Genomic DNA, 22,838 nt, shown 5'->3' on the forward strand with positions numbered 1-22,838 from the left:
CACACAGGCAACACCAACAGCCAAAACCTAACCATAACTAACACCACATCAAACAACAATAGCGGATACGGAGCCCTCTTACACATAAGAGGCAACATCACAATAACCAACAACACACTACAAAACAACGGAGACTGGGGAGTAAATCTATTTGGACTAGACAACCCAGCCGTGACCCTAAACAACAACAATATAAGTGGAAATGCTAACGGACTGTATCTGGAAAATATTAAGGAAGGTAACTTCCAGGATAACCAGTTAATCAATAACACTGGTGATGACCTGTACGCCACTGCTGACACCAACAACACCTTTACCCGACTTACAATTGGCCTGGCTCATCCCACCACCATGACCATTACCTACATCAACGGTATCATAGTCAATGGTGTGGAAGCAGTACCAGCGGACCCAACAGGATGGGTGAATATTGGAAAATACGTGGACCTACAGGGACTGGGAAGTACTGAACTAAATCTGACCATGTTCTACAATGCAACCGATGTTTCCAATGTTTATGAAGACGGACTTAAAATCTGCCACTATGATGGTAGTAACTGGTCTCTAGTAGCTGGTAGCGGAGTTAACACCGTAGATCAATATGTCTATGCTAATGATATCAACTCCTTCAGCACATTTGCCGCATTAGCAGAGAAACTATCCACCACCATAGAACTTCCAGATGTCACAGGATACCGAAACGAAGATAAAACAATTTCAGCCACACTTAAAGATTCCAATGGAAACACTGTGGCAGGTAGAGAAATCAAATTCTTCGTTAACGGTGCAGAAGTGGGCAGTGCCAATACCAATGCTTCAGGTGTGGCCAGTATAATCTACAGTTTAACTGAAACTGCAGGAACCTACACTTTAAGTGCAAGTTTTGCTGGAGATGATGCTTACAATGCATCAGCCAACAATACAGCCACTTTAATTGTGAACAAAAGACCCATCACCTTAACAGTGAACAATACTAGTGGTATTAACGGTCAGGATGTTCGACTGGCAGCCAGATTAACCACTGAAGGCGTTGCTGTATCTGGTGCAACCATCCAATTCACAGTAAACGGAACAAACGCAGGTAGCGCAACCACCGGAACTGATGGATGGGCAACATTAACCTACAGTATAATCCTAACACCTGGTAGTTATGATATACAAGCTGAATTCACAGAAACACCATACTACTTGGGTAACAGTACTACTGGAACCTTAACAGTCTACAAAAACAACACCAACATATTGGTAACAGATGCTACTGGCATTAACGGTCAAAACGTCCAACTACAAGCCACATTAACCAACCAAAACGGAACACCACTCACCGGTAAAACAGTTAACTTCACAGTCAACGGAGCATACGTAGGCAGTGCAGTAACCGTAAACAACGGTGTAGTCACACTAACATACATCATAACACAAACACCGGGTATTTATATCATTAACGCCGCTTTTAACGGTGATAATGATTATAACGCCAGTGCAGAGGCCGGAACACTGACTGTGTATAAAAAAGCAACCACTCTTGCTGTTGCAGATGTTGCTGGAACTAAAGGTCATAATGTAAACCTACAAGCAACATTAACCAGTCAGAGTACTGCTGTTGCAGGTAAAACCATCCAATTCACAGTAAACGGAGCAAATGTGGGTAGTGCAGTAGCTGATTCCAATGGTGTAGCCACTCTAACCCATACCATAACAGAAAACCAGGGAACGTACACCATAGGAGCTATTTTCACTGAAGATGGTGACTATAACGGTACAACCGGAAGTGGAACACTAACTGTGGAGGATAAAACCACTAACTTAGCAGTTCCTGATGTTAACGGTAAAAACGGTTCACAAGTGGATCTCAATGCTACCCTCACTGACAGGGATGGCAACCCCTTAACCGGTCAAACCATTTACTTCCGAGTAGATGGAACCTTAGTGGGCAATGCTGACACCAACAGTAATGGAATAGCCACCGTACCTTACATTATAGACCTGACCGGTGGAACACATACCATCCAGGCTGACTTCATGGGAACTGAGAATTATCAGGCAACAACTGGTACTGGAGAGTTAAAAGTGCCTTTAGCCAGTCTGTACATCACAACCAGTAGTAGTAAGAATAACCCTACTGTGGGAGAGATCATAGTTCTCACTTTCAAAGTGGGAAATAATGGTCCGGACACAGCTGAAAACGTGACCTTCACCCTGGTAATACCTGAAGGCATGGAATTCATCAACGCCACCACAGACCAGGGCAATTTCACCTACAACGCCACTACCAGAACCATTACTTGGAATCTGGGAAATGTTATAGGAGACCCTTACCTCTGGGCCAATGTAAAAGTCATCAACACTGGAAACTATCTCCTAAGACCACACCTTACAACTGATACCTATGACTCCAGCCTAGACCATGACATACAATCCTTAACTCTAAATGTCCAGGCAGCATCACAAAAGTCAGATGTAGTGGTTAACGGTCCAACTGTGGGTATGCAAACCACTGGTGCGCCAATTGGATTACTGTTACTCGTAGTTCTGATGTTATTAGGTGGAATTATAGTTCCAAAAAGGAAATAAAAGGTTAATACCCTTCCCCCCTTTTTATTTTTTTAGGGAAAAAACACCTTTTTAAACATAATCAAAAAAAAAATCTATTTCCAGATTTAATTTCTCCAGTTCTGTTAATTTTTATTTTTACTAATCTATTTTTATTAATCCCATACCAGGATTACTCTAAAATAAGTTGATACCTTATAATCTAAGAGTTCTTTCATGTTTAAAGGATTTTACTGTCTCTATTAATATCAGGAAGGACATTATCAGGGTGGGTAATAGTAGTACATGATTTCCATATTGGGAAAATGTCAGTTTCACCATAATACTGGGATATGAAGTTGAAAACCCCCTGGAATATAGTAGATTTTACAAAGAGGAGTATGAACAGCATGAAGGTGGCAAATACCAGTACCCTGGTTAGGGCAGAGTTGCTTCTTTGGTGCTGTCCACCAACATGGATATGAGTATAAGCACTCGAATTAATTATATTGGGTGCTTTACTCTATTTTTACAAATCCTGCTAAAAAACTACTTTATTTTTAATAAAAATTTGCATTATTTTTCTATTTTAGTAAACTTTATATTGGGATTAATACAATTATTGCATGACTGCAATTGCAGTGATGCATAATAAAAAATGTAAAGGGAGGTGAAAAAATGAAAAAACAAATCCTATATACGTTTACAATCCTAGTCATTGCAGTTTGTTTAATTGGAGCAGTTTCAGCAGAAACTGCAGACGAAAACGTTTCATCCATATCAGAAAATACTATAAATGATTCAACTACTACTATTGTAGATACTGAGGAACCCACACCGGATGTTACTATCACTGGTGAAGTTCAGAAGTGTTCTGATGGAAATCCATTCCCTGGAGTAACCGTTACTGTTACCAGTAGCGAAGAAACCATTTCAACCACTACAAACGCCGACGGTACATACTCATTGAACTTTAAAAGTAGTTTAACTAATTTTAAAGTCACAGCCAGCGCACCAGGACATCAAACATCCACGCAAGAAGTAATTGTACTTCCTGGTGAAGATAATATCTACCATGGAACTGCCAACTTCAAATTAGGAATGGACACAGTTTACGTCACCACAGCCGGAAATGATGGTACTGGAGAAGGTACACAAGCTAACCCTTACAAAACCATTGGAAAAGGAATAACCGAAGTAAATCCAGATGGAACAGTAAATGTGGCTGATGGGACTTATTATGAACATTTAGTCATTGATAAAAACTTGAATCTGGTAGGCCAAAGCCAGGAGAATACCATCCTCGATGGATCTAACACAGGACGATCCCTAACCATTAATACTGGGGCCACAGTGAATATCAGTTTATTTACCATACAAAATGGAGTCTCAAGTTTTAGTGGGGGTGCTATCGACAATTATGGTACTGTGACTGTAAATAGCAATACTTTCATAAACAACTCCGCACAGTATGGTGGTGCCATCTTCAATGCTTATGGATCCACTTTGAATGTAATAGAGAGCACTTTCATCGACAACAGGGGATTTTTTGGTGGTGGTGCTATCTATGATGCTGAAGGTACCAGTACCGTGATTGGTAGTACGTTCACTAATAATTTAGCAGATTATGGTGGGGCTATCTACACCTATGGTACTGTAACTGTAAGTGATAGTACTTTCACAGGTAACAACGCTACTACTTATGGGGGTGCTATCTACAATTTTTATGGCTACGATTACGATGCTACTCTAAATGTAACTGAAAGTACTTTCAATGGTAATACCGCACCTTTTGGTGGTGCTATCTTCAATTATGCTACTTTAAATGTAAGTGATAGTATTTTCACCGGTAACACTGCCACTTATGGTGGTGGAATAGTAAATGGGTATGGTACGGTTACTGTATCTGGTTCTACTATTAGTGGTAATACCGCCCAGGCTGGTGGTGGAATCTACAACTATGGTGGTACTGTGAATGCGAATTTCAACCGTATTGTAAATAATTCACCTACAGCCATACACAGTGATGGATCTGCTGATGCCAGGTATAACTGGTGGGGATCCAATAATCCTAACTTTGCTACTTTAATTGTTGGCAATGTGGATTACAATCCATGGTTATACATGACCTTCCAGGCTGATCCAACCATCATCCAGCAGGGTGAAACTTCAACCTTAACTGCTAACTTCAACAATGCATTTGACGGAGAAATAGTAACTCCTCTAAATCCAGCAGATGGACATTTACCTGATGGTACTCTAGTGACTTTCAGCACTGATCTGGGTCAAGTGGGCAGTCAATCCGTTGATAAGCCCACTGTGGATGGTTTGGCTACTGCTACACTGACTGGAACAGAGTCAGGCATTGCTAATGTGTCTGCTATGCTTGATGATGAAATCTTAACTGGTAATGTTGAGGTTGAGACTGATCCGTGTGCCAATGTGACTATCACTAAGACAGGGAATGGTCCATTAAATGTGGGGGATACTGGTACTTTTACAGTTTCTCTGCATAATAGTGGGCCTGATGCTGCTCATAATGTGACAGTTACAGATGTGGATGTTCCAAGTGGTTGGACTGTGACTCCTTCCGTGGGATCATGGGATTCAGCTACCAATACCTGGAATGTGGGAACACTCAATAATGGTGCTGATGCAACACTGACCATCAGTGGATTAATTACCACTGCAATGGCTGGAACTAGCATCACCAACACGGTTACTGAAACTCAGGATGAACTGAACCAGGAATCACAGACTGCAACAGCCAGCATCACAGTTAATCCTATGGCTAATGTGACTATCACTAAGACAGGGAATGGTCCATTAAATGTGGGGGATACTGGTACTTTTACAGTTTCTCTGCATAATAGTGGGCCTGATGCTGCTCATAATGTGTCAGTTACTGATGTGGAAGTTCCTGCTGGTTGGACTGTGACTCCTTCTATGGGATCATGGGATTCAGCTACCAATACCTGGAATGTGGGAACACTCCAAAACAATGCTGATGCAACCTTGACCATCAGTGGAATTATTAACGTTGCAATGGCTGGGACTACCATCACCAACACAGCAACAGAAACTCAGGATGAACCCAATCAGGAATCACAGACTGCAACAGCCAGTATCACAGTTAACCCTGTAACTTATAAGGCTGATCTGTACATCAACAGTTGGTCCAGTAACAATAACCCCCTTGTGGGTGAAATATACACCATTACCTTTAAATTAGGTAATAGGGGACCTAACACAGCAGAAAACGTGGTTTTAACTTTACCGCTGCCTGATGGTGTGGAATTTGTTGATGTGAATGTGGATCAGGGAACAACTATCTACGACCCAGCAACCCGGACCATTACCTGGACCTTGGGTGATGTGGTTGTAGGAGATCCCTATGCTTGGGTTCGTGTGAGATCACTGAACGTGGGAAGTTTCATCTTCCGACCAACACTCACCACAGACACCGATGATCCTAACATTGAAAGCAGCATCCAAGCAGTGACTGTAAATATCCAGGCAGCTGGCGGATCATCTGAAACCGTGCATGCTCAGACTGTGGGAATGCAGAAAACAGGAACACCAATGACCGGAATAGTTCTAGCTATTCTGATGGTACTCGGTGGATTTATCAGCACCCGAAAAAAACAATAAGAGGAAAACCCTTAAAACCTCTTTTCCCCCATTTTTTTATTTAAAATCAAATTAGTTAAAACATTGACATATGATAATTCATAGTTCAAATTAGATTATAAGAGTTTAGGGAGGTTTTTTAATGAAAAAAGATGGAATAATAGTTTCCGGAATCATAGCACTTTTGATTTTTGTAGTAATGGCTTCAGGGTGTACCAACACACAAACTGGGAATCAAACTGGCTCTGGAGAAAAAATTATTGTTGAACTTAATCTTCCGAAGGTCAACAGCAGCGACAGTACTTCTTCTAGAAGATCCGATTACAATGTAACAATACCAGAAGGAGCAAAATCTGTTAAAATAAAATACCAAGGTTTGCAAGCAGATACTACTAGTATTGGGGGGACAGATGTGAGCAGTATGGCAACTCTCGGTGTTTTCGCTTTAAACATGGTGCCAACTGAAGGTCAAAACTATGCTGATTTTTCAGGTAATGTCGTTTCTAGTAAATCTGTCGATGTTGGCGGTGGCGAATCTGATGGTACAATAGAGTTCAATCAAACTGGAATTAAAGGAGTCTTTATTGCAGGAGTAAATGTTAAAGGAAAGGTAACAGTCTCTGCAATAACTTAAATAAATGTTAAGTGGGGATGGGGCATCAGATCTCAGGAAAATGAAGGTCAACCATGATTTGGAAGACTCAACCATGACTCTATAAAGTGGTTGTAAAAAGAGTGGATGTAAAAAAACACTCCCCTATCAGGAGCACCAATTGCAAGTATAGATCAAGCATACTGGACCATTTAATAGATTGTCTTAGAAAATAATAAGAGGAAACCCCTAAAACCTCTTTCCCCATTTTTTTTATTTACTCTGCGAATAATAAATTCCTTGTGGGACTCTTTTTTTATAAATGAGTAGAATTTTATAAATGAGCAGAACCATCATATCAAATGAACAGAATCACCATATTTATTTTTACAATTAAATATTAGGGAGTTCAGTTACTTTGGGAGGATATATTTGCGGAGTGCCCGTTTTTTTAGCTTTTTTAATGGTTATACTGGGTTTATTATTATTGGAAATCAAATTTCCGCATTGGATTTTAGCAATAAATCATTTAAGTTCCGTATTAATCATAGAATTAATTAAAAATCATCAAAAAAATAATCTCTATTTGAATAATCCCTATCAGAAATCATCCATATCAGCATGGCCTGATTACACAGATCTAAATAGAATTAGCAAGTTAAAAATAAAAAAAGAGGGGAATTTTTTGCTTTATTGTTTTTTCCGGTTGGCTATTAATCCACCCAGTAAACAGCAAGCTGCCATGGCCAGTGGCACAATAGGTGCACCGGTACTTTGCATCCCCACGGTTTTGGTAATGGTAGTGGTTGTAGCGGCGTTAACAACTGGTGTGATGGTTACTGTGGAGTTTAATGTCTGATCATCTGCAATCACACTTACCAATGCATCTCCTGCTGCTTCATCTGTCTGGAGAATAGCAGTGGCTATACCATTAATGGTGTATTTTTCCACGGATTTACTGCCCACATTACCCAGGTTGGTGGTGAATGTCACTGGTGAGCCGTCAGGGATGTGACCATTTACCGGGTCAATTGCTGTGATTGTGGTTCCATCAGTATGCTGGTTGAAGCTGGCAATTAAAGTGGATGCGGATCCTTGAGGAATGGTAGCTGGTATGGCTGAAAATGTCAGATACAACCAGGGACTGTAAGTCACATCTTCCCCGTAAATCAGAGTGCTGAAATCAGGACTATTAGAGCCCCACCAGTTATCAGTAGCATCTACTTCCCCATACTCATCTTCATTGTAGATGGTGTAACCTTGACTATCACTGTTTCCAACGATTCGGTTGAAATTCATGGTTACAGTACCGGTATTGAAGAGCACACCACCATTTAGATTTGCAGTGTTACCAGTGAAAGTACTATCAGTAACCATCAAAGAACCATCATCATTCCAGATAGCTCCCCCATTATACAATGCACTGTTCCCGGTGAAGGTACTACCACTTATAATCAGAGTACTCCCGGTATTGGCAACAGCACCACCATCATTATCAGTGAAAGTACTGCCGGTTACAGTCAAAGGACCAATACTATCAATAGTAGCACCATCAGAAGCAGTTGCATCATTTTCTGTGAAATTACTACCAGTTACGGTACAGGTACCATTATTGAAGATAGCAGCACCTCCAAAATAGTTAGTGTTCGTGGCAGTGTTACTGGTGAAATCACAGTTAGTCACGGTCAGGATACTGCCTTCTTCATTGTTGTATATAGCACCACCAATAGTTGCAGAGTTGTCGGTGAATTGACAGTTGTTCACAAAACCAGTTCCCATGTTGTCAATGGCACCACCACCAGTAGCAGCAGTGTTCTGTGTGAAAACACAGTTATCCACGTTCAATGTGGTTGTGTTACAACTTTCTATGGCACCTCCATCCACACTGGTTGCAGAGTTACCGGTGAAAGTACTGCCAGTCACTGTACAGGTACCATCATAATTATAGACAGCACCACCATCCCGGGCCTGGTTGTTGGTGAATGTAGATCCTGCAATGTCTAGTGTGCCGATGTTATAAATGGCACCACCACCCTGGTAAGCAGTTACAGTAGTTGCTGTATTATCAGTGAATATGCAGTCGATTATGGTTAATGTTCCTTGAGTATTGTAGATAGCACCACCAATAACTGCAGTGTTATCAGTGAAGGTACATCTGGTCAGTGTCAAGTCAGCGGAGTTAAGAATTCCACCACCCAGTGCGCTGTTCCCATTTATTATGCTGAAATTGGTTAAACTCACTATAAAGTTCTGGTAGATGTCCAGGCCATGTCCTGCATTGTTAGCGTCGATGATGGTAGCAGTCTGGCTCTGTCCCAGTAGGTGTACGTTTTTGTCGATGATCAGGTTTTCCTGGTAGGTTCCATCAGCTACATTAACGGTTCCCCCATCATCTACAGTGTTGGTTCCGTTTTGGATGGTTGCCTTGGGACCAACTGTTCCACCCTGAGGTGTGGCGCTGGTTCCATCCCAACTGTCATTTCCAGTGCCATTGTTAACATAGATGGTGTCGGCGGCACTAGCGGAAGAGATAGTAGCTGCTGCAAATAGAACTAATCCTAAAATGAGAATAATACGGTAATTAGTGTCTGTTGATTTTTTTTCCAAGTTTTCACCTCCTTTTACAGTTTATAAAACTTTTACAGTTTATAAAAAATTAATCTGGTTTTTTACTGATAAAAAGATGGTTAAAACCCACATTAAAAGCTGAAATGGATTTTTTTCAAACAAATGTATCGGAAGGTTCCTGGTTTTTTGGTTTACAGATTATAACATATTTTATTCATCTGATAACCTAAATAATTTTTTAAATAAAAATAAGATTACCTATTTTTTCCACATTAATCTTTTGAACTATTTCCATGTTAATGCCTGAGTTATTTAATATTAAAGCCTAATTTATTTCAAATTAGACCCCCTGATTTATTTCAAATTAGAGACTGAATTATTTCATGTTAATACCTGATTTATTTCAAATATTAGATCCTGAATTTATTTTCATTATTTAGCGCCTGATTTATTTCCTATTAGGGGGGCCTGAATAAAACCTGATGTTTTTACTATTTTATTTGGTGATATTGTGAAATATGTCACTAAAAACGAGATAAACCATTTGTGCCTGTGATGTTAAGTTTTAACTGTTAATAAAATCATATTAATACACAGTACAAAGAATGAAAATCCCCAATTAAACCCTAACAACATAATCACCTTTAAAACAGGTTGTCTACCAATGGAAACAGAATATTATCACGATATCCGGATGCAAAAACTATTCCAGTTACTGGAAGAACCCAAATCACTGGATGAAATAGATTTATCCAAGGGATTCATACAGAACCTGATCCTGAAGATCATTAACACCTACGGGAATATAAAAGTACAGCAGATACACGAAATCACCGGACTACACATTGATCTACTGGAACAATGTCTGAAACCAATGGAAAAACAAGATCTGGCAGCCCAGACCGGCGGGGGGTTCCTTTTTGCCAGTGTGGAATACACCATAAAGAAACAGGGCCACCTGAAAGCAGCCCAGTTAATGGAGGAAAACCCCTACATTGGAATGGCACCGGTAACCTATGATGATTACTTCAAGATCATGGGAGTCCAGCTCCAGGGAAGATACCCCCTCAGAATACCCCATGAGGTTGTGGAAAAAGCTTTCCGGGATGTGGTGGGAATGGCCTACCCTAAAAAGGTTCTCACAGAAGCTGCTATTGGGGGTAAAGGATTCTTCATCTACGGACCACCAGGAACTGGTAAAACATTCCTCACCAGCAAAATGTCGGAGATATTACCACCCCTCATCATACCACGCTACATCGAGTTCAGTGGTAACATAATACAACTACTGGACCCTGACTTCCACAAACTGCGCCCGGAACAACCCGGAGACCCTCGCTGGGTGAAGATCTACGCACCATTCGTATTCACCGGCTCAGAACTAAGCACTGAAAAAATGGAAACACTGTACGACCCCAACAAGGGTGTCTATGAAACATCACCCATAATAAAGGCCAACGGGGGAGTTCTCTTATTGGACGACCTGGGAAGGCAGAAGGAAGACCCCAACGTACTCCTTAACCGGATGATCGTACCCTTAGAGAACAAGAAGGATGTGATCTATGTGAAAGGGGCTCCGGTAATTGTGCACACCCACTTCATACCTGCCCTGTCCACCAACCTGGAGATCACCATCATCGATGAAGCCCACCTCCGCCGAGCACCTCTACATGTCTATCTGGACGTTCCAAGTTCCGATGAGATTGTGGAGGTCTTTAAACGTAACCTGGACCTCTTAAATGAGGACTATGGTGAGGATGTTCTGGAACGATTCCGAAAAGTTTACATTCCCGAGATGCAGGGAGGGGAAAGCTTAAAACCCACCTTTGCCCATGCCAGGGACATTGCTCAGATAGCCCAGGCCATACGTATCCGGAGGGGAGAAGAAAAAATGACCGTAGAAATATTGGAGGAAGCATTAAACCAGCATATTCTAGTATCCATGCAGCGCAAATACACCCCAGAACTCTTTGAAAGAATCATTACTCAGGGAAGCAAACCACACCAGTAAGTCATCCTGGTTTACTCCTGAAAACTGACACCAGTCACCAGTAAATCATACCACTAAAAATGAGATTATCACTAACACAAAGGCAGTAAAATTTATAAAAAATCAATCTAATATCATAGGATGAGTTATAACAAATTTAAGGGACAATATTTCCTTAATAGTTCCGTGGGAAAATCTTTTTAAGCGGCTATTGACAATATAAAAGAGGTTAAAATCACTACACTAAGAGGATGATCATATATGACATGCAACATTTTAGTAGGCGGAGGCTGGGGAGACGAAGGTAAGGGTAAGTGTATTACCTACCTTTGCTACCAGGACAAACCGGAAATCATTGCCCGGGCCGGAGTAGGGCCCAACGCAGGCCATTCGGTGGAATTTAACGGAGAAAAATACGGACTGCGGATGATCCCATCAGGATTTGTCCACACAGGAGCAAGACTCCTCATAGGGGCCGGTGTACTGGTTGACCCAAGGGTCTTCCATCACGAACTGGACTACCTCAACAAATACAAGGTTAAAGGACGTACCTTCGCTGATTATCGCTGTGCCATCATTGAAGAAGAACACAAAGAACAGGACAAAGGCTCAGACCACCTGTACAAAAAGATTGGAAGTACCGGGACTGGATGCGGACCAGCCAACCGTGACCGGGCACTGCGAACCATTAAACTGGCCGGGGACATTGAATCCATGGAAGGATACACCGCCGATGTGCCACTGGAAGTTAACACTGCCCTGGATGAAGGACGGGATGTTTTTATTGAAGGATCACAAGGATTCGGATTATCACTTTATTATGGGACTTATCCCTTTGTAACCAGTAAGGACACCACTGCATCTAGTGCAGCCGCTGATATTGGTGTAGGACCCACTCGTATTGATGATGTTATTGTTGTTTTCAAATCCTACATAACCCGTGTTGGAGAAGGACCATTCCCATCTGAAATCACCCAGGATGCAGCCGAAGAAATGGACATAGAAGAATACGGAACAGTCACCGGCCGTAGGAGAAGAGTCGGACTCTTCGACATGGATCTCGCCCGTGAATCCTGCATGATCAACGGAGCCACCCAGATAGCATTAACCTGTGTGGACCGATTATACCCCTCCTGTGAACGGGTAACTGAATATTCTGACCTATCAGGAGAAGTCAAAAAATTTGTGCAAGAAATCCAGGACGAAACCAAAGTACCAGTAACCATAATCAGCACTGGACCTGACCTGACTGATACCATCGACCTCAGGGACGAATTAATGTAAAATTTAGGGTAAATCCCCTAAATTAATCCATTATTAATGATTTATTTCCAAAATTAGGTTTATATTCCTAAAATTAAGGTAATTCCTGAAATAGGATTTATTCCCGAAATGGGGTTTATTCCTTAAATAGGGTTTATTCCCGAAATGGGGTTTATTCCCGAAATAAGATTTATTCCTTAAACAGGGGCTTATTCCCTAAACAGGAGCTTATTCCTTAAACAAATGATATTCTCAAACTAATGAATTTTGGGGGGTTAACCACTCCCAACTAAATAAATTTCCTATTTTTTAAATTTCAAGGGCCAAAAAAATTCCATGCGGGGGTTAAAAAAGATGCTGGAGATAACTGTCCATGAAATACGTGGTAACTGTCCTGTTTACAAACAGGGAGACCGTATGGTTTTCAAGGATCCGGAAATAGTCCTGGATAAAACCGATGCACTCTGCACCCATGCACTATCCACCATCCTGCACTACACCACCATTTTAGAACATGACTGGATACCCCTAACTCTGGGACTAACCCGGGAAGGGGATGAAGAACATGCCTACCTGCAATGCGTTGATCCTGGAAAACCCTACACTGATGGGGGTACAGTTATCTTCAAATGCAGAAAACTGGAGGAATAAGAGATTCTACCTTTTAATCCAAAAAATCCTAAATATCAATCCAAATTCTACATTTTAATTTCAATTTTGGAGGAACCATGAAAATTTACCTTCTAATATCTGGTAAGTACGGTAGCAGGGTGGTTAACAATCTGGCTGAACACGGAATGGCCAGTAACATAGTGGGAATGGAAGAATTCCCCCAGGATCTACCGGAATTCATAGAGGATTTCACCAGTTACATTCCCAAAAATTTACCCCCAGCAGATCTCATCATTGCAGTGGGACTATCAGGGGATATTAACATGATCGTCCCCCAGGTAGCCCTGGAAACTGGTGCGAAATCCGCAATAATACCGGTGTACGATCCCCAGCAGATGCCCCCTGGACTGCAGCAGGAGATCGTAGAATCTGCCCCTGGTGTGACCATTGTATTCCCCAAACCATTCTGTTCCCTGGAAGTGATGGGAGACCCTTACATCGACCAGTTCGCCATTAAGTTCGGCAAACCTCAGCTATCCATCCAGGCAGATAAGTACATCAAAAAGGTTGAAGTTCTAAGGGGAGCTCCCTGCGGATCAACCAATTTCATTGCCAAAGCCCTGTGGAGCATGCCTGTAGACGATGCGGAACTGGAAGCCACCCATAAACTACACAACTATCCCTGCAATGCCAGCACCAGCACCGACCCTGCTGTGGGTGACACCAGCATGCACCTGGCCAGCTACCAGATAAAAGAAGCAGTTAAAAGGGGCCTGGGATTTGCCACCAAATCAGCAGTGGTGAACCCTAAAAATTGTGATGCCCAAAAATGCCAGGAAGAATGCCTTAAAAGCTGCCCCCAGGTACTCATCGGACTGGACACCATAACCCTTAATGAAGATCAAAAGGCAGTTATTGACCCTGCCACCTGTGGGTACTGTGAAATATGCATAAAAGAATGTCCACTGGATGCTATTGAAATAAAAAGTGGAAGGTTTGAACTGGAAGGGAAGTAATCTAGTTTTTTCTTACAGTTATATCAAAACTGTTCGTAACAAAAAAAACTGTTCGTAACAAATATTATATGGATTCAAATGGAAATATGGATTCAAATGGAAAAATTCAAGCAGGTGATACAATGGATAATAAAGAAAAGGTGATTAAAGCTTTCAAAGACTCTGAAGAACCTTTAAACGCCACCAAAGTCAGCCAAATATCTGGTGTGGAGAAAAAAGAAGTCGATAAGATCATGAAAGAACTTAAAAAAGACGAAACTATCATCTCTCCCAAAAGGTGCTACTGGGCTTTAAAGGAATAGATTAACCTTAAAAGTTACCTACTCATATTTTTTTTATTTTTCAATAGATAATCAGTCAAGTAGTTAATCACTTCAGCAAATCATCAAGTATAATCAGTTCAAGTAAATCCTCAAGCATAATTAGTTCAAGCAAATCATCAAGCAAAATCAGTTCAAGTATAATCAGTTTTCAGCACACCATCCTTTTATTCCTGTCTCCGTTTATTACTGTCAATATGAGGGCATAGGTAGACAAAACCTGTTAAGTATTAAAATAATATCAACTAATTTATTAAGGACTTTTAATTAAGGACTAATTACTGATAAGTGTTCTTTTATGGATTGTGTTTCTTAACTAAAATGGGTCGAGAGGAGTATTAATGAAACTTTACATCATAAGTTCGGGGAAGTATGGCAGTCGTATTGTCAACAGTCTGGCAGAAATGGGACTGGCCAGTAGCATGGTGGGGTTAGAAGAGATTCCGGAGGACCTTCCGGAGTTCATTGATGATTTTGAACAATACGTACCCAAATCCATTCCCACTGCGGATCTCATCCTGGCAGTGGGGCTCTACGGTGATATTAACATGGTGGTACCCATCATCGCCCGGAAAAGCGGTGCAAAATCAGTGATCATACCAATCCACGACCCTACACAGGTACCACCAGGCCTGCAGCGGGAGATTGAAGAATCTGCCCCTGAAGTTAAAATCGTATTCCCCAAACCATTCTGTTCCCTGGAACCGGTGGGAGACACCTTCATTGACAAGTTCGCCCGTGAGTTCGGCAAGCCCAAAATGGAAATAGATGCAGATGGTCTTGTTAAGAAGGTGAAGGTACTCAGAACTGCGCCCTGTGGCAGCACCCACTACATAGCTGAGAACATTGAAGGCCTGCCCATTGAGGAAGCAGAGCTGGAAGCAGGTAATAAACTACACAACTATCCCTGCAATGCCAGCATGACCACCGATCCTGTGGTGGGAGATACCATGCTCCACCTGGCTGGATACCAGGTTAAAGAGGCAGTCCGCAGGGCCCTGGGATTTGCCATGAAATCAGCAGTGGTGGATCATGAAACCTGTGAAGCCGATGAATGCCAGCACGAGTGTATCAAACACTGCCCCCAGGTACAGATTGGACTGGACACAGTCACCTTAAATGAGAATGAACAGGCAGTGATTGACCCGGCCAGCTGTGGCTGCTGTGAGATATGCATACAGGAATGCCCCTATGGATCCATAGAAATGGAAGAAAAGAAATTCACACTGGAGTAAAAATATCCATATTTTAACTTTATATTAATAATGGCAAATTTATAATCAATTAAGTTATGACAAATTATAATCAATTAAGCGAGATCAATTACTTAGTATCTCAGTTCTAAATTGACATTCAGTTTATACTTAATTGAAGCAGTTATAGGATTTGAATCAGTTTATTGAATCAGTTTATATATATTCGAATCAGTTTTATAAAATAAAAATGCAGTTAAAGTCCTAGAGAGTGATATTGATGCAAGGTAAAGTAATTTTCATAGGAGCAGGACCCGGAGACCCGGAACTACTAACCATCAAAGCAGCCAAGGTTATTGCCGAGGCAGATGTGATTATCTATGCCGGATCCCTGGTGAACCCAGAGGTCCTATCCGGAGCCAAAGCCGTGGCAGGTATCTATAATAGTGCCCAGATGAACCTGGATGAGATAGCAGACTTAATGGAAAAATCTGTTCAGGAGGGGAAGCTGGTTGCCAGGGTGCACACTGGGGATCCGGCTATTTACGGAGCCATAGCTGAGCAGATACAGTACCTTAAAGCTAAAAACATTTCATATGAGATAATTCCGGGTGTGAGCTCTCTGTTTGCCTCTGCAGCTGCACTGGAAGCAGAGTTAACTCAGCCTGAAGTTTCCCAGACAGTTATAATCACCCGTCCCTCTGGTCGCACACCCAAACCCGAAAGGGAGGCAATTTTCCGCCTGGCTGAACACCAGGCCACCATGTGCATATTCCTGGGAGTGCATATGATCGGTAAAGTAGTGGCAGAATTATTAACCTTCTACGACCCCGGGACACCGGTGGCAGTGGTTCAGAAGGCCAGCTGGGAGGATGAAAAAATAGTCAGAGGCACTCTGGAGGACATAGTGGACCAGGTGCAGGATGCTGGTATCACCAAAACTGCCCTTATTGTGGTGGGGGATGTGCTTGGTACAGATAAAGTGACTCCATCCAAACTGTATGATGCCCACTTCACACATGAGTACCGGAAGGGTCAAGGAGAATAGTTAGTGAAGGGTTCTTCTTTAATTAAAAAAGAGTATCCTTTTAGATTAGGTGTGTTGTAAAATTATCTAAAAAATTCTTTTTTTATTTTTTATACCCGGATTATAGTCATTTCTTACATTTCTATTTTAAAATCAATCTTTAATTTAAAATCAAAAAATTCAATTCACTTTCTCAGTATTAATAACCTTAATTTAATTTTCTTAGTTTTAATTCCTTATTTTAATCAAAATAAGGGTAAAATGAGGTGGAGTAGTGTTTATTCTAATAAAAATAGCAATCCACTAAAAAAAGTATCCATTAAAAATAGTATTCCACTAATAAAAAATATCCATTAAAAAAATTATTCTAATAAAAATAGTTAAATTCCATGTCTATTTTCCCATAGCTCTCCATATCATCCGGGATACGCTGTGTAAGATCAGTCCGGTGAAGGCTATGAAGGCTCCTAAAATAGTTATAAGCGCTGCCAGGGTGGTTGGTAATAATGTGGTCATCTGTCCGCCCAGATACTCGCCAAAGAATTTCAGACCCAGTATCATTCCCGCAATCATCAGAATAAGTCCGGGAATGGTGAAATAATATAATGGTCGATTGAATTCCATATCCTGCAGGATTCGCACCAGCACACTCACTCCGTGGCTGAATGGATTCTTCTTATGATGAGTTTCCTCACCATAGGTGGTGGATATTTCCACTTCTTTAATCCTTAAACCTGCCTTGGCTGCTTCAATGAGCATCTCACTTTCAATAGTGTAATCAGTGCTGTGGAAACGGAATATGGGTATGGTGTGACCGGCAAAGGCCCGGAAACCGCTCTGGCTGTCGGTTACATTCATCTTTCCACTGATGTTGGTGGCTGTGTCCAGCACGTTCTGCCCCACCCTCCGGTAAGATGGTGTGTTCTTACCATTGCCGTTTAAGTAGCGACTGCCATTTACCAAATCAGCCTCGCCATTAAGTATGGGTTCTAAAAGTCGGGGTATTTCATGGGGCTCGTGCTGACCATCGGAGTCAAGGATGACTATGATATCGGCATCTTTAGCTGCCTTAAAACCAGTCTTCAATGCAGCTCCCTTTCCCAGATTCTTGGGGTGGACCAGCACTTGAGCTCCCGCTAACTTGGCTAGCTCAGCAGTTCTGTCCTGGCTGCCGTCATCCACAACGATAACCCGTAATACCTGTTGACGTGTTCCCAGAACCACGCTGCCTATGGTTTTTTCTTCGTTGTAAGCGGGTATAATGGCTGTGACTTTTATTAATATTCCTCCTGGTAGATCTGATCAAGGTACATCTAATAATATTGTATGATAGTAACAATATAATTAATTCACATATATATTCACATAACATTTATGTGTACCAACATTATTATAATTTAATGATACTTATTTAAGAAGTTAGAAATATATTTTATTACTTGCATACTTTTGCTGTTATGGTAATTAAATCCCCTTATATGGAGAATACTAATTGATTACCGGCTCATATTTTATTTCTTTTTCTTATTTTAATACATACAAATATTAAGCATGTTTCAGAGAGTTGTTTTTAATTAAACAAGTTATTTCTTGTTAAAACTTATAAAACTTCTTATTTTTCTTGCGGGTACAAGATGCCTCATCTTATAACAGTTGTATACTAATATCTAATTCTGCATCATATGTTGCCCAATATCCCTATATCTCATAAACTCCCATTTGAATAAAAAATTATTATGAGATGGATGATTAAAAAAATAACAGGATTTGCAAAAGGGGATAATATGAAACACATTAGTTGAAACACCATTAGTTAAAATAAAATTTTTGTGAAGGGATTGAATTTTTAGATTAAGAATCCTAGTATGAAATTCAATAACTAATTGATTTGTTAAACAGTAAAAACTGTAGGATATTTGTTAAATTGGTAAATATTATATTCTTTTTTTGTATTCTGACTCTTTGAAGATGATTTTAAATTCGGTTCCATGATTTGAATTCATTGAAACCGTTCCTTCAATCTGATGAACTAAAGTTTTAACAAGCTGCAGGCCGAGTGAATCTGTGTTTTTGTAATCTAAATCTTCGGGGAATCCTACTCCATTATCACTGATTATTAATTCATAGTTATCATTAAATTTTTTAACTGATACTTTGAGTTCCCCTTCTCTTCCTTCGGGAAATGCATATTTTAGGCTGTTTGAGATCAGTTCGTTTATTATAAGTCCGCAAGGTACTGCTGTCTCAATATTCAGCATTATGTCTTCTACATTTATGATTGGCTTAATTTGATCTTCTTTGATGCCGTATGAATAAAATAAATCTAAAACTAGTCTTTTTATGTAATCATCAAATTTAATGTGTGTTAAATCTGTAGATTGGTACAATTTTTCATGAATCATGGCCATGGACTTAACCCGGTTCTGGCTTCCCATTAAAACATCATAAGCCATTTCATCACCCTCTACATGCTGAGCTTGCAAATTAAGCAAACTGGAAACTATCTGCATGTTATTCTTAACACGGTGATGCACTTCCTTGAGGAGAACTTCTTTTTCTTTTAATGAATATTTAAGTTGAGTGATGTCATGCACACTTCCTATGAGCTTTGTGCACTGGCCACTCTCATCTAATATGGGTGTAACTGCAACTGCCCCATACTTTCTTCCAGCAGGATATTCTGTAACTTCTTCCCATCTAACAGTTTTTTGCTCATGAATGGCTTTTTCATAGTTATGGAGAACTAATGTTAAGGAAGGTTCCGGAATAACTTCATGAACATATTTACCTAAAACCTGATCTTCTGTTAATCCAGTAGTTTCAAAAAATGCATGGTTGGCAGAAGTAAATCTGTACTTATTCTCTCCTTCTACTGATAATGAAAAAAGAACATCAGCAGCGTTTTTGTAAATTGAGGAAAGTTCTTTCTCTTTGTTTAACAATTTCTCCTGTGCATGGTTACGTTCTGTTATGTCTCTTATGATGGCTGTGAAATAGACTTTTTTCTCTATTTGCCATTTGGTCAGTGACATTTCAAAAGGGAACTCTGTGCCATCTTTTTTACGTCCAATGGTTTCTGTGTTTTGTCCGGTTAATTGGTGCTTACCAGTCAATCTAAATTGTCTAAGACTTTCCATGAATTTTTCCCGGTATCTTTCAGGCATTAATATGGTAAGGTTAGAATTATGTAGTTCATATCTGGAGTAACCAAACATTTTCAGTAAGCTGTTATTGAAAAATAGAATGTTTCCATGGATGTCGGTGGTTATAATCCCATCCAATGTGTATTCAACCAAAGCACGGAAACGTAAAACGCTTTTTTCCAGCCTTTTCTCTGACTCTATTCGTGAGGTGATATCCATTATCATCCCAAATATTATATTTCCTTCCAAATGTGCACTGAGAAGAACGTTAATTATTTTACCAGTACGGGATATCATGTCAACTTCATGATTGCGAAATTTACCCTCTTTTATGAGTTTCTTAATGATGGTTTTTCTATCTTCTAAATTTTTATAGAGTTGTTGAGATTTTCTTGTTTTAAATTCTTCAACACTTTCAAAACCAAACATTTCAGCCATAACTTCGTTGGCAAAGAGTATATCGCCATTTATATTGGTTTTATAAATCGCAACCATTGAATTATCAATTAACTCACGGTAATTCTTCTCGGTCTCTTTCAATTCCTGTTCCATCTTTTTTTTGTAAAGAGCCATTTGGATGGATAATTTGAGTTGAGTCATATCAAATGGCTTTATGAGATAAGCATAGGGTTCTGTGACCATGGCTTGTTGGACTGTGGATTCCTCAGGATGAGCAGTTAAATATATGATGGGTATATTGAGGTTTTTAATCTCCGATGCAACCTCTATACCATTTTTCTTACCTTTCAAGATGATGTCCATTATAATAAGATCTGGCATGATTTCCAGGGCTTTTTCTATTGCTTCTTCTCCATTGGAAGCAATGTATGGGACTAGATAACCAAAAGATTCCAGGGCATTCTTAATATCCATTGCCTCTATATTTTCATCTTCAACCAGTAAGATTTTAAAATCACTCATTTTTCATCAGCAATATTAGTATGGATATATGGTATATTATGTCTTTATGAAAAAAGATGGTAGTTAATTACTATCATGGGGGCTACTTTATTTCAAGAATCAATAAATATTATTCTTTTACTACCGCAGACTAACTTTAAAGGCATATTATTTCAAATGTTTCATTGATCATTTGCCAGAGTCACCTTAAACCCGTTACCAGTGGTGGAAAATTAATGCTCAAACAATAACTATTTTTATTATAATGTTATATCTTTTCCACAGAAAGGATTGGTTTTTGTTACATTCGTTTCTAGAGATAAAAAAATATTCAAGGGAGGGCTAAAAATTTCAGAAGATTCTAAAGATGGAGATGGAAAAAAAGGATGGTGGAGTCGACAAACATTAACTGCTAAAATTTTGATTGGAATTTTAATTCTCATTGTGATAATAATAATAGTAGCCGCTGCCAGTGCTATGTGGTTTGTTATGTCCATAACGGCATTAAATGTTACAGAAATGGAACCGGTTAGTATATACATGGATACATTTAACATTAATGGAACTACAGAACCAGGGGCAAGTGTTACCATCAATAATCAAAGTGTCACCCCAGATAGTTCCGGTAAATTTTCATACAACCTTACTAATATTGAATTCGGTGCTGAAAATGTTACCGTTGTAGCTAAAGGCACGGGAAAACTTACTAGAACATTAATTTTCGAACTTAATCGTTCTGTAACTAGTGATGGCCTATATCAAACAAAGACTCGTTTTATCAACGAAACCTTATACTAAGGTTAATTTCTCAAAGGTTTTTCTCATTTTGAGAATTAACCCTTTTACTATTTTTTGAAAACTAATAAAGACCATTCATCACTTTTACAGGGGTTAATATCGAAATCAAATGGTGTGGGGGACATTCTTTATATCTAATTTTATATTATGCGATAAACTGTGATGTAGAAATGATTATATGATAATAACAATAAAAATCTCCTTATCATTTTTTTAATGGATAATTATCCAGTTTCCATAATACTAGCTATCCCTATGTTAAGCTACCAGTAAACTGAGGAGTAATGAACTTGAAGATCACCGAAATGGTTAATGAGAAACGTTTCCAGATGGGATTACCCACTAATTATATTATAACCCTTATTATTTACCTTTTAGCCCTGATCGGGGCAGAACTGTTAACCACTTATGTTAATAAGACCTGGGGGCTGGCAGCTCATACCATCATACTCTTTGCTCTTCTGGTGAATGCAGCCATGGTGGAATCGAATGATTTCTCCAACCTGCTTCGCAGCATGATGCCCATACCCATCATACGCATTGTGGGACTTTCCATACCCATGATGCAAATAAAACCACTCTACTGGTTCCCTATTGTTGCAATACCTCTTTTTGCAGCGTCTATTGTCATAATGCGCCGTCAGAATCTTTCCATGAAGGATGTGGGATTGGTTCTGGGGAATATTAAAATTCAAGTTCTCATTGCTGCCACAGGATTCATCACCGGTATTATAGAGTTTTTCATCCTCAAACCAGATCCACTTATCTCCCAGTTCACACCCCTCCTTCTTATCGGGGCTTTTTTCATCCTGTTAATATCCACTGGTCTGGCAGAGGAATTACTTTTCAGGGGTATCCTCCAAAACAACACCACCAACATGTTTGGAGCAGCATTCGGGCTCATCTACACCTCCCTGATATTCACTACCATGCACATTGGCTGGATCTACTTTGCGGATTTAGTCTTCGTGTTCTGTGTGGCCATGTTCTATGGTTTCTGTCTTATCAAAACCAAATCCATCCTCGGAATAACCGTTGCTCACGGAATATCTAACTCCATGCTGTTCCTGGTGATGCCCTTTGTGAATTTAGCAGCCTTTGGGATACATTAGTTCAGCTGCCCCTGGATTACATTGGTCTGGTTTTTATCTGGTTGGTTATCCCGGACACATCGCTTATAGGCGCTTATAGGATTTAACCAAATAGAATCAGTTTACGATTCAGAAATAAGAGATTCCAAAACCCAAATAGGAT

Annotated in this window: 15 protein-coding genes; 12 read left to right on the forward strand and 3 right to left on the reverse strand. The window is 40.0% G+C overall.

Going from position 1 to position 22,838, the window contains the following annotated elements:
• The 3 genes from HY987_RS06315 to HY987_RS06325 form a co-directional block, all read left to right on the forward strand.
• On the forward strand, positions 1-2,574 hold a 2,574-nt coding region (locus HY987_RS06315), incomplete at its 5' end, for an Ig-like domain repeat protein (protein ID WP_292756746.1).
• Between the two features lie 636 nt (positions 2,575-3,210).
• A complete protein-coding gene (locus HY987_RS06320; RefSeq protein ID WP_292756748.1) occupies positions 3,211-6,183 on the forward strand; it encodes a carboxypeptidase regulatory-like domain-containing protein in 2,973 nt (990 codons plus the stop codon).
• Between the two features lie 121 nt (positions 6,184-6,304).
• Positions 6,305-6,796, forward strand: coding sequence for a hypothetical protein (locus HY987_RS06325; RefSeq protein ID WP_292756750.1), 492 nt, complete (start codon positions 6,305-6,307; stop codon positions 6,794-6,796).
• 648 nt (positions 6,797-7,444) lie between these two features.
• Here HY987_RS06325 and HY987_RS06330 read toward each other — a convergent pair.
• The gene (locus HY987_RS06330) at positions 7,445-9,361 is read right to left on the reverse strand and encodes a hypothetical protein (RefSeq protein ID WP_292756752.1); all 1,917 of its coding nucleotides are present in this window, start codon (positions 9,359-9,361) and stop codon (positions 7,445-7,447) included.
• 625 nt (positions 9,362-9,986) lie between these two features.
• Here HY987_RS06330 and HY987_RS06335 point away from each other — a divergent pair.
• From HY987_RS06335 to cobM, 7 genes are all read left to right on the forward strand, one after another.
• Positions 9,987-11,333 (forward strand): ATP-binding protein, encoded by a 1,347-nt coding sequence (locus tag HY987_RS06335; protein ID WP_292756754.1) that lies wholly within the window; start codon positions 9,987-9,989, stop codon positions 11,331-11,333.
• A 240-nt stretch (positions 11,334-11,573) separates the two neighbouring features.
• The gene (locus HY987_RS06340) at positions 11,574-12,596 is read left to right on the forward strand and encodes an adenylosuccinate synthetase (protein WP_292756756.1); all 1,023 of its coding nucleotides are present in this window, start codon (positions 11,574-11,576) and stop codon (positions 12,594-12,596) included.
• Between the two features lie 333 nt (positions 12,597-12,929).
• Complete coding sequence (locus HY987_RS06345) at positions 12,930-13,226, forward strand: TIGR04076 family protein (protein ID WP_292756758.1); 297 nt, start codon at positions 12,930-12,932, stop codon at positions 13,224-13,226.
• Positions 13,227-13,303: 77 nt separating this feature from the next.
• Positions 13,304-14,203: a DUF166 family protein gene (locus tag HY987_RS06350; protein WP_292756760.1), complete on the forward strand. Its 900-nt coding sequence runs from the start codon at positions 13,304-13,306 to the stop codon at positions 14,201-14,203.
• A 122-nt stretch (positions 14,204-14,325) separates the two neighbouring features.
• Positions 14,326-14,505, forward strand: coding sequence for a MarR family transcriptional regulator (locus HY987_RS06355; protein ID WP_292756762.1), 180 nt, complete (start codon positions 14,326-14,328; stop codon positions 14,503-14,505).
• A gap of 359 nt (positions 14,506-14,864) precedes the next feature.
• Positions 14,865-15,758, forward strand: coding sequence for a DUF166 family protein (locus HY987_RS06360; RefSeq protein WP_292756764.1), 894 nt, complete (start codon positions 14,865-14,867; stop codon positions 15,756-15,758).
• A gap of 238 nt (positions 15,759-15,996) precedes the next feature.
• On the forward strand, positions 15,997-16,764 hold the full coding sequence (cobM, locus tag HY987_RS06365) for a precorrin-4 C(11)-methyltransferase (RefSeq protein ID WP_292756766.1): 768 nt from the start codon (positions 15,997-15,999) through the stop codon (positions 16,762-16,764).
• 372 nt (positions 16,765-17,136) lie between these two features.
• On the opposite strand, the gene HY987_RS06370 is transcribed toward cobM, so the two are convergent.
• Together HY987_RS06370 and HY987_RS06375 are read right to left on the reverse strand one after the other, a co-directional pair.
• On the reverse strand, positions 17,137-18,027 hold the full coding sequence (locus HY987_RS06370; protein ID WP_292756793.1) for a glycosyltransferase family 2 protein: 891 nt from the start codon (positions 18,025-18,027) through the stop codon (positions 17,137-17,139).
• A 650-nt stretch (positions 18,028-18,677) separates the two neighbouring features.
• Entirely contained in the window at positions 18,678-20,807 is a 2,130-nt protein-coding gene (locus HY987_RS06375; protein ID WP_292756768.1) for a PAS domain S-box protein, read from the reverse strand.
• Between the two features lie 270 nt (positions 20,808-21,077).
• Between HY987_RS06375 and HY987_RS06380 the strand changes: the two genes are divergently transcribed.
• Positions 21,078-21,584, forward strand: a complete 507-nt coding sequence (locus HY987_RS06380) for a hypothetical protein (RefSeq protein WP_292756770.1) — start codon at positions 21,078-21,080, stop codon at positions 21,582-21,584.
• A 284-nt stretch (positions 21,585-21,868) separates the two neighbouring features.
• The gene (locus tag HY987_RS06385; protein ID WP_292756772.1) at positions 21,869-22,696 is read left to right on the forward strand and encodes a CPBP family intramembrane glutamic endopeptidase; all 828 of its coding nucleotides are present in this window, start codon (positions 21,869-21,871) and stop codon (positions 22,694-22,696) included.
• Positions 22,697-22,838: the final 142 nt, after the last annotated feature.

Origin of the sequence: Methanobacterium sp. (assembly GCF_016217785.1) — an archaeon.
Taxonomy (GTDB): domain Archaea; phylum Methanobacteriota; class Methanobacteria; order Methanobacteriales; family Methanobacteriaceae; genus Methanobacterium.

Excerpts from the sequence above, each read along its gene's own strand:
- HY987_RS06350 (WP_292756760.1), top strand. The coding sequence starts at position 13,304 with ATGAAAATTTACCTTCTAATATCTGGTAAGTACGGTAGCAGGGTGGTT.
- HY987_RS06325 (WP_292756750.1), top strand. The coding sequence starts at position 6,305 with ATGAAAAAAGATGGAATAATAGTTTCCGGAATCATAGCACTTTTGATT.
- HY987_RS06340 (WP_292756756.1), top strand. The coding sequence starts at position 11,574 with ATGACATGCAACATTTTAGTAGGCGGAGGCTGGGGAGACGAAGGTAAG.
- cobM (WP_292756766.1), top strand. The coding sequence starts at position 15,997 with ATGCAAGGTAAAGTAATTTTCATAGGAGCAGGACCCGGAGACCCGGAA.
- HY987_RS06385 (WP_292756772.1), top strand. The coding sequence starts at position 21,869 with ATGAACTTGAAGATCACCGAAATGGTTAATGAGAAACGTTTCCAGATG.
- HY987_RS06345 (WP_292756758.1), top strand. The coding sequence starts at position 12,930 with ATGCTGGAGATAACTGTCCATGAAATACGTGGTAACTGTCCTGTTTAC.
- HY987_RS06375 (WP_292756768.1), bottom strand. The coding sequence starts at position 20,807 with ATGAGTGATTTTAAAATCTTACTGGTTGAAGATGAAAATATAGAGGCA.
- HY987_RS06355 (WP_292756762.1), top strand. The coding sequence starts at position 14,326 with ATGGATAATAAAGAAAAGGTGATTAAAGCTTTCAAAGACTCTGAAGAA.
- HY987_RS06360 (WP_292756764.1), top strand. The coding sequence starts at position 14,865 with ATGAAACTTTACATCATAAGTTCGGGGAAGTATGGCAGTCGTATTGTC.
- HY987_RS06320 (WP_292756748.1), top strand. The coding sequence starts at position 3,211 with ATGAAAAAACAAATCCTATATACGTTTACAATCCTAGTCATTGCAGTT.
- HY987_RS06335 (WP_292756754.1), top strand. The coding sequence starts at position 9,987 with ATGGAAACAGAATATTATCACGATATCCGGATGCAAAAACTATTCCAG.